Genomic DNA, 686 nt, shown 5'->3' on the forward strand with positions numbered 1-686 from the left:
ATGGGGGCATAGCTCAGCTGGGAGAGCACCTGCTTTGCAAGCAGGGGGTCGTCGGTTCGATCCCGTCTGCCTCCACCAATCACCAACGCTAAGTGCTTGGTTCATACGATGAACCGAGAATTTTGCATTGGCGATTGAGCCAGTCAGAGTGATACGTAGTCAGTATCGGCTGTCGTTCTTTAACAATCTGGAAGAAGTAAGTAATTTGGATAGCGGAAGCGTCTTGAGATGGACGTGAAAACTATCCGGGTTGTGATTGTATCGATGTATCTCAAGATGATTCGAACTCTAAGTTTGACTCAATTGGAATACGGCACAACGCGAGAACTCAACCTGTAGCGACTGTCGATGAGACAGACTCGTTATAGGGTCAAGCGAACAAGTGCATGTGGTGGATGCCTTGGCGATCACAGGCGATGAAGGACGCGGTAGCCTGCGAAAAGCTACGGGGAGCTGGCAAACGAGCTTTGATCCGTAGATGTCCGAATGGGGAAACCCACTCCTTTTGGAGTATCCATGGCTGAATACATAGGCCATGTGAAGCGAACGCGGTGAACTGAAACATCTAAGTAACCGCAGGAAAAGAAATCAACCGAGATTCCCAAAGTAGTGGCGAGCGAAATGGGATGAGCCTTGCACTCTTTATTTGTATTGTTAGCCGAACGCTCTGGAAAGTGCGGCCATAG

1 tRNA gene and 1 rRNA gene are annotated in these 686 nt (G+C 49.3%); both read left to right on the forward strand.

The window, feature by feature from the left end:
* Positions 1-2 precede the first annotated feature (2 nt).
* A tRNA-Ala gene (locus DPV74_RS41855) sits at positions 3-78 on the forward strand.
* A gap of 290 nt (positions 79-368) precedes the next feature.
* A 23S ribosomal RNA gene (locus DPV74_RS41860) occupies positions 369-686 on the forward strand; the annotation flags it as partial.

The sequence above is a fragment of the Burkholderia sp. HAN2018 genome (assembly GCF_024704855.1).
Taxonomy (GTDB): domain Bacteria; phylum Pseudomonadota; class Gammaproteobacteria; order Burkholderiales; family Burkholderiaceae; genus Burkholderia; species Burkholderia cepacia.